General features: G+C 63.5%; 6 protein-coding genes. All 6 read right to left on the reverse strand.

What is annotated here, in order from left to right:
• Window positions 1–490: 490 nt before the first annotated feature.
• Window positions 491–1,723, reverse strand: coding sequence for a 3-keto-5-aminohexanoate cleavage protein (locus P775_RS11970; protein ID WP_180287421.1), 1,233 nt, complete (start codon window positions 1,721–1,723; stop codon window positions 491–493).
• A 113-nt stretch (window positions 1,724–1,836) separates the two neighbouring features.
• Window positions 1,837–2,049, reverse strand: coding sequence for a hypothetical protein (locus tag P775_RS11975; RefSeq protein ID WP_143520887.1), 213 nt, complete (start codon window positions 2,047–2,049; stop codon window positions 1,837–1,839).
• Window positions 2,050–2,059: 10 nt separating this feature from the next.
• Entirely contained in the window at window positions 2,060–2,470 is a 411-nt protein-coding gene (locus tag P775_RS11980) for a WD40 repeat domain-containing protein (protein WP_099911222.1), read from the reverse strand.
• Window positions 2,419–5,616 (reverse strand): NB-ARC domain-containing protein, encoded by a 3,198-nt coding sequence (locus tag P775_RS11985; RefSeq protein ID WP_143520888.1) that lies wholly within the window; start codon window positions 5,614–5,616, stop codon window positions 2,419–2,421. The genes P775_RS11980 and P775_RS11985 overlap by 52 nt, the downstream gene beginning before the upstream one ends.
• A gap of 298 nt (window positions 5,617–5,914) precedes the next feature.
• Window positions 5,915–6,901: a hypothetical protein gene (locus tag P775_RS11990; RefSeq protein ID WP_099911224.1), complete on the reverse strand. Its 987-nt coding sequence runs from the start codon at window positions 6,899–6,901 to the stop codon at window positions 5,915–5,917.
• Window positions 6,902–6,943: 42 nt separating this feature from the next.
• Window positions 6,944–7,897 (reverse strand): WD40 repeat domain-containing protein, encoded by a 954-nt coding sequence (locus tag P775_RS11995; protein ID WP_218967680.1) that lies wholly within the window; start codon window positions 7,895–7,897, stop codon window positions 6,944–6,946.
• Window positions 7,898–7,968: the final 71 nt, after the last annotated feature.

Raw genomic sequence — 7,968 nt, forward strand, 5'->3', positions numbered from 1 at the left:
CACATTGGATTAACCTAGTGAATCCCACGCAGGATTTGTGCAACAAGGCCCCTGGAATGCGGGCATGCAAAAGCCGCCCCGGAGGGCGGCTGTTAGCCTATTGATAATGCTTGATTTTTTGGTTGCGGGAGTTGGATTTGAACCAACGACCTTCAGGTTATGAGCCCCATCTCACGGAAGAACGGCCATCCTTTGATTTCAACGGGTTACACGATATCCCCTTGAACTGTCGTGGTTTCCTTACCGCATTGCGCCGCAACCAACCGCAGCCAACGGGTCTAAACGGGGAACGAGGTAGTTAGGCAGGTTGACCTATTGTTGACCCACGTAGAGAAATCCCCCGACCGCGTTACCTAAGTGCAACGAACTGTTTGGCGCATGAGTTCAGTTTACGTGCGCGATGCACCAGGCCCAAGCTGCCGTTTGGATAGCTTACCGCCCCCGTGCATCAAGGCCCGGGAGCGGAATTGGAAATTTGTGGACTACTCGATCAGGCTTGGGGCACGGCCCCGAACTCGGCAACCGCAGCAGGGTCGCATACAAGTTGAACCCCGTTCATCGACACGATTTCCACCGCTTTCTCGACCAAGCTGGGGTTCGTGGCCGGCAGCACGCGCCCCAGTGAATCGAGATGGAAAGGCGCGTCTTCAAGGCCGATCCGAAGAATATCAACGCCCGAATCGAACTGACAGGCCCAGTGCGCCAACCGTTCCGTCGGACCGGCCAGACGGCCGGTCTGAGGGCCGACATCGATCTCACGAAGATGCCGGGCGCCATGGTGGGGCAGGATTGCTGCGCCAACCGCGACGGTGACGTCGAGCGGCGGGATCTCCGCGTTGCAGATCGCGGCCCGGGCCTCGCCGATTGAACGTGCTTCCGCCACCACCGCCCGAAATTCCGGGTAGGACGATGGGAACGGCAGGGGCTCGGAAAAGCCAAACAGCACCGTGATATTCAAACGTCGGATCTTGCGCCCCGACTCTAGCACATTGACCAGGTAATCGGTCAGCACGCGGCTGCGCAGGCGCTGTACCCACTCGACCTCCATAGGGAGGACGAGTTTTTCCCTTTGGGCGATCACCCAGCGCAGCGTGTTCATCTGCTCGGTCGCCGGGCTGTCTCCGTAGGAACTTCCGCCAGCGGTCGAGAAGACGCCCAGGTCAACCGTTTCCGCGACTGCCGAAGGACGATAGGTGGCCAGCGGTTTCAGAACCGAAACGGTTCCGCTCGTGTGGTCAAGGGCGACATACCCCTGGCGCTCGAAGTCGGTGCAGACCTGAAGTTCGATCGCTGCCTGCGCTGTAACGAAGTCGGCGCCCCCATCGGCCAGCGGCATGGCCGCATGCGCAATGCGCGCCCGTTCGCCACCTCGTTCGATCGCGGCGTGAATCTCACGGCCGTTGCGGCTTCCCCCGAAGCTCAGAAGGCTGCCCGGCGCGACTTGCTGGGCGATCCGGCCGATCGCGCGATAGATGTCCGGATCGGCAGTCTGCTCGCGCGTCAGCGGGTTGCGGGCATGGACGTGGATATAGCGGACGCCCATGTCGTGGACCGCTTTCATTTCGGCGGCAAGGTCCTCCATCGAGGTTGGAACCAGGTCACCACGGCTGATCAGGTCGTTGATCGGGTCGCCGCGATCAGGGTGGTTGGCGGGGGTGAATTTGGCGCCGGTCATGGCGACCCCGAGCATCAGTTGTCCCCGCGAGGTAAGGGCAAGTCTCATTTGGGAAGTCCTCCAATAGTTTGAGAGGACTCCTTGACTAGAGACGATTCGGCCGGCCGTGCTTGCGTGCCCAGACGAAGGCACGCAAGCATGGCCGACCATTGGCGACCGGATCAGTCTTTCGAGATGGAAAAATCGAAAAGGTGGACGCCGCCCAAGGCGTCGCCAAAGGCGATCATGGTGCGATCCACCGCCATGGCTGTGAGCGCTGCGTCGAAGGGAATGGTTGCAACGCAAGTCGCATCCGCCACCCGCCAGAGCCGCGCCGTGCGGTCACTAGACGCGGTGATCGCCAATGCCCCGTCCAGGCCGAACGCGGCGGTCATCACCCCGCCCTCATGCCCGCGCAGGACCGGCCCCATCCGCCACCCGCCAGAGCCTCGCGGTGCAATCACCCGAGGCGGTGATCGCCCAGGCCCCGTTCGGGCTGAATGCAGCGGCGGTTACCCAGCCCTCATGCCCGCGCAGCACCGGCCCCGCCGCGCCATCCGCCACCCGCCAGAGCCGCGCGGTCTCATCAATAGACGCGGTGATCGCCAATGCCCCGTCCAGGCCGAACGCGGCGGTCATCACCCCGCCCTCATGCCCGCGCAGGACCGGCCCCGCCGCACCATCCGCCACCCGCCAGAGCCTCGCGGTGCAATCACCCGAGGCGGTGATCGCCCAGGCCCCGTTCGGGCTGAATGCAGCGGCGGTTACCCAGCCCTCATGCCCGCGCAGCACCGGCCCCGCCGCGCCATCCGCCACCCGCCAGAGCCGCGCGGTCTCATCAATAGCGCCCAGGCCCCGTCCGGGCTGAACGCGGCGGTCCGCACCCAGCCCTCATGCCCGCGCAGCACCGGCCCCGCCGCGCCATCTGCCGCCCGCCAGAGCCGCGCGGTGTCATCGTCAGAGGCGGTGATCGCCGAGGCTCCGTCCGGACTGAACGCTGCGGAGTACACCGCGCCCTCATGGCCGCGCAACACCGGCCCCGCCGCGCCACCGGCCACACTCCAGAGCCGCGCAGTGCGATCATCAGAGGCGGTGATCGCCCAAGCCCCGTCCGGGCTGAATGCGGCGGTACTAACCTCGCCCTCATGCCCGCGCATCACTGGCCCCGCCGCGCCACCCGCCACCCGCCAGAGCCGCGCAGTGCGATCATCAGAGGCGGTGATCGCCAATGACCCGTCCGGGCAGAACGCAGCGGTTTTCACCATTTTCTCATGCCCGCGCATCACTGGCCCCGCCGCGCCATCCGTCACCCGCCAGAGCCGCGCGGTGCGATCACGAGAGGCGGTGATCACCAATGCCCCGTCCGGGCTGAACGCAGCGGTGTCCACCATTTTCTCATGCCCGCGAAGCACCGGCCCCGCCGCGCCATCCGCCACCCGCCAGAGTCGCGCGGTCCGATCATTAGAGGCGGTGATCGCCCAGGCCCCGTCCGGGCTGAACTCGGCGGTGTTCACCCAGTTCTCATGCCCGCGCAGCACCGGCCCCGCCCCGCCATCCACCACCCGCCAGAGTCGCGCAGTGCAATCATTAGAGGCGGTGATCACCCAGGCCCCGTCCGGGCTGAACGCGGCGGTCCGCACCCTTGCCTGATGCCCGCGCAGCACCGGCCCAGCCGCGCCATCCGCAATCCACCAAAGCCGCGCGGTGCCATCAACAGAAGCGGTGATCGCCCAGGCTCTGTCCGGGCTGAACGCAGCGGTACTAACCTCGCCCTCATGCCCGCGCAGCACCGGCCCCGCCGCGCCATCCGCTACCCGCCAGATCCGCGCGGTGTCATCCCTAGAAGCTGTGATCGCCAGGGCCCCGTCCGGGCTGAACGCGGCGGTCCTCACCGATCCCTCATGCCCGCGCAGCACCGGCCCCGCCGCGCCATCCGCCACCCGCCAGAGCCGCGCTGTGTCATCAGAGACAGTGATCGCCCAAGCCCCGTCCGGGCTGAACGCGCCGGTCCTCACCCCGCCTTCATGCCCGCGCAGCACCGGTCCCGCCGCGCCATCTGCCACCCGCCAGATCCGCGCGGTGTCATCGAATGAGGCAGTAATCGCCCAAGCCCCGTCCGGGCTGAACGCGGCGGTGTTCACGTCGTCATCATGCCCAACAAACCTCAGGACTTCCAAACGCTGAAGGTTCAGTTCGTGCCGAACCGACCTTGGCCAAAGTCCGGGATCAGCCTCGGCCATCGTAACCATAGGATGGGACGGAGCGCGAGACCGAAGGCTGGAGCTGATGTAGTAGGGAAGGTGCTCCGGCGACTTGGCCAAAGACGCGCCCGCAAGTTTCAAAGTATCACCAACGACCCAGACGTTCTCGGGCGTTTCGGGTGGCAAGCCCAGATGGTCAGCGATCAAGGCCGCGAGCTTGCCCTTGACCCACGGATACGAGGTCATGCGATCATCAGCCTCGGTAGCGCGCCCGGCCAGACGCAGCGTTGCGACCTCGTGCTCCCATGCGAAGGTCGCGGCCGCCTTCCGGCCGTTCTCACGCTGATAGGCTAGGACATCCGCTAAGACGTCGTGCAGCCTGGCGATATCGTCGGTCTGTCGTGCCAGCCAATCAAAGGCGTTGTCATGGAGCCAGTAACCCTTCTGTCCCGGGCCCCCGCTGCGGACCAGCCTTCGAGCCTCAAGTCGATGGAGGAGGTCAGTTGCATCAAGACTTTGCTTTGCCCCCACCTTGCGCCAATACGCTTCGATGACTGCTGTCGAGACTACCGCACCCCTCGGAAAGGCGGCAAGTTTCTGGTACAGGCCCTTCGCAACGTCAGAAAGATCCTCGACCCCTATCGCGAAGGTTACGTCAATCGCCTTCTGTCGCTCCGCCGGATCTTCTCGATTGAGCCGCTGGTCCGATGGGTCGAACGCGGTGACACCGTAAGCGAGAAATCTCCTTTTTACCGCGTCAATTGCGCCGATCAGGCTTGTCCCTTCAGCCAAACGAGCGCCCATCCATCTTCGAACGATGTCGAGCAGTTGGGCCCAGTTCCAGAGTGTGTCGGCAAGCCGTTCGAGCGCGGCCCGTTCCTGGTCAGTGGTGACAGGCAACCCGCGCGAGATCAGGCTGTAAGCATCTGCCGGTGCCATTTCCTCGACCTTGATGATGGCCGCGGCCTTCGGGAGCAGCGCCTGATTGCGGGTTGTCACGAGGACCGAAAGGTTGCGGCCTGCATTCATGAATGGTTTGAGATGCTCTTCCCTCCAGAGATCGTCGACCACGACAAAAGTCGGAGCACCGGCGAGCGCGTCCTTCAGCCTGCTGGCCGCGCCGTCGACCGTTCCGGCGGGCGCCGACTTCGGGTCCAGTTCCAATGCAAGGTCCATGAATCGTTGCGCGAGGTCCGCCGGGTTCTGCCCGATCGTGATCCACTTGCTCCGTGCTCCGAAGTGCTCCCGGATTCGGAGGTCATTGCGGATCATCTCGGCAAGCGTGGACTTGCCGTAACCGCCATCACCATGCAGCGACGTCAAAGCGGTGACACGCTCCGCCCCCAATATGGCAGCAACCGCCTGTTCGAGTTCCATGGGTCGCTCGACGGCATCCAGCGGTACCGGCGTCGCGAAGACCTCAAGGCTTTCTGCGCTCATTCCTTTCTGCTTTGCGTATTCGTGAAACGCCAATCGCAGAGCTTTGGCCGAAATGGCGAGAAGGTCGTACTCGGCCCAATCGTCAACACCGCGGTGCAGAGCCGCAATGTTTCCGAGTCTGTCGAATACTGGAAAGCCGCTGTGACCCTTTAGGGTCGGGGAAAGTCCTGCCGCTTCGTACTTCAGCCTGATAGTATGGGAGCTGTCGATCATCCCTGCGCCTACCGTCAGGAGCGGCTCTATGACGTCGATGGCTTTCTTCGACTTGCTCCAAGCGCGCCCAAACAACCGGCCTTCGGGAAAGATCGGATCGGCGATCAATGAGCCTCCCTCGAAGTGTTGGTCAAGTTCGAGTATCGCAATATCGCGAACCTCTGCTTGCTCACTGTCCGGAAACCATCCTGCAGGAACCAGCCTGGCCGGAAACGAGCCATCTTCCTTGAGCGCCGAGCCGACGAAATAGACCCTCGTTGCCTCCGCTATGTCCTTCGGAAATGCCGCGTCTTTTTTCGTTTCGAAGAGGTGCGCGCAGGTCAGAATCCATCGGTTTCCTACGAGAACTCCGTTTGCGGAACCCCGGTTGGCAATCTCGAGAAGGACCAGTGAGGGTGTGCGCATGTCAGCCTGCTGTGGCGTCCTTCGGTCCGCGCTCGCCACTCGCCGAAAACCGGATCTCTCCTCGGATCATTTCGGCTGTCCGCTGATCAAGGCGAGGGAGGATCGTTCGGGCGATCTCGTCAAGTTGGCCGCTGTCCAGAACTCCGTTGGCCGGGTTGAGCCAAGCTTGCACCACTTCAGGTTCAGGCGCGGCGTGCGGACTCCAGGCGATGCCGAGGACGTGTTTCCTTCCCTCCGACGCCGCTGGGTCGCGCACAACATTAATGGTTTTCGGGCCCGGCTTTCCCTTGTACAGCGGGTCCCGACCGAATGTCCCGATCACATTTGATCCGGACACGGGTTCACCGCTTGGCCATGCGTGAGTTCTGCAGCGCACATCACGGCGCAGCGGTTGATCGGCGCTGTAGGGCCAGACACACCATTTGGCGACACCAACAATCGGACAGAGTCCCTCCAGGACCATGATGGTTTTGGGTGATGCGGATCTGAAGAAGAATCTGAAGTAGAATCTGACCTCGGTGTGAAACTGCCGAAACACGTCGGTTCCTTCTGATCCTCCCGGATAGGGCAGGCTTTGAGGAATATGGCCTTCAATTTCCCATTCAGGGCGAGGGAGAAATGGCGTTAGAGCAAGGGCCCGCTCCAGCAACCGGTTCCATGGCCGTTCCACTCTCAGGGCATCACGGAACGCGGCAGGCGGACCTTGCCAAACGCGAACAGCGGTTTCGTGTTTGATGGGGTTGGTGCCGATTTCCTTTGCGAAATTGACCAGGAATTCAGCTAGCGCCGCGATCGTTTCGCCGGGCGTTCCATTCGGATAGTCATTTGAGTTGCTTGTCTGCTTCTCAAAGGTTTCATATCCGACAGTGTTGAGACGCGCATCATTCGTGACCAGATCGTAGAGTTGACGCACGTTCTCTGGGCGAACAAAATTGGCTTTTGCTACTTCGAACAGGATTTTGCGATTGGAATAGACCGGGTTAGGCATTCTGATCACGCTCCCTCATTCAATCTCAATCCCTTGCTTCGATCACCGACTCGCAGCATAAACCCGCCAGAGCCGAGCGGTGTGATCACCCGAGGCGGTGATCGCCCAGGCCCCGTCCGGGCTGAACACGGCGGACTTCACCCAGTCCTTATGCCCGCGCAGCACCGCCCCCGCCGTGCCGTCCGCCACACGCCAAAGCCGCGCGGTGCGATCACGAGAGGCGGTGATAGCCAAGGCCCCGTCCGGGCTGAACGCGGCGGTGCATAACCCGTCATCATGCCCGCGCAGCACAGGCCCCGCCACGCCATCCGCCACCCGCCAGAGCCGAGCGGTGTCATCATCTGAAGCGGTGATCGCCCAGACCCCGTCCGGGCTGAACGCGGCGGCCCACACTGTTTTCTCATGCCCGCGCAGCACCGGTCCCGCCGCGCCATCCGCCACCCGCCAGAGCCGCGCTGTGTCATCAGCAGAGGCGGTGATCGTCCAGGCCCCGTCCGGGCTGAACGCGGCGGTGTGCACCCATCCCTCATGCCCACGCAGCACCGGCCCCGCCGCGCCATCCGCCACCCGCCACAGCCGCGCGGTACTATCAGCAGAGGCCGTGATCGCCCAAGCCCCGTCCGGACTGAACGCGGCGGTGGTCACTTCGCCCTCATGCCCACGCAGCACCGGCCCCGCCGCGCCAGCCGCCACCCGCCAGAGCCGTGCGGTGGCATCACTAGAGGCGGTGATCGCCGAGGTCCCGTCCGGGCTGAACGCGGCAGTCCGCACCCACTCCTCATGCCCGCGCAGCACGATTGCTTCCCTGTCTTGGTTGGTTTCCAAGGAAACCTCGCCAGGCTCGAAACCCGCGAGGTTGGCAAGGTATTCCTTGTTGCGCGACCGGCTGCGCAACACGGCCTCGATCAAGGCGATGCCCTCTGGCGTCACGACATTCTGCGGTGAAACGACATTCTCTGGCGAAACAACCTTCGGCTGGAGCCTTTTGTTAGCCATTCTCGCTGCTCTGATGAGCGACAACCACCATGGCCGGTGCCGACAACCAGCTTGGCCGGTGGGGCTGAACG

Source organism: Puniceibacterium antarcticum (assembly GCF_002760615.1).
Classification (GTDB): domain Bacteria; phylum Pseudomonadota; class Alphaproteobacteria; order Rhodobacterales; family Rhodobacteraceae; genus Puniceibacterium; species Puniceibacterium antarcticum.

Excerpts from the sequence above, each read along its gene's own strand:
- P775_RS11970 (WP_180287421.1), bottom strand. The coding sequence starts at position 1,723 with ATGAGACTTGCCCTTACCTCGCGGGGACAACTGATGCTCGGGGTCGCC.
- P775_RS11990 (WP_099911224.1), bottom strand. The coding sequence starts at position 6,901 with ATGCCTAACCCGGTCTATTCCAATCGCAAAATCCTGTTCGAAGTAGCA.
- P775_RS11975 (WP_143520887.1), bottom strand. The coding sequence starts at position 2,049 with ATGACCGCCGCGTTCGGCCTGGACGGGGCATTGGCGATCACCGCGTCT.
- P775_RS11995 (WP_218967680.1), bottom strand. The coding sequence starts at position 7,897 with ATGGCTAACAAAAGGCTCCAGCCGAAGGTTGTTTCGCCAGAGAATGTC.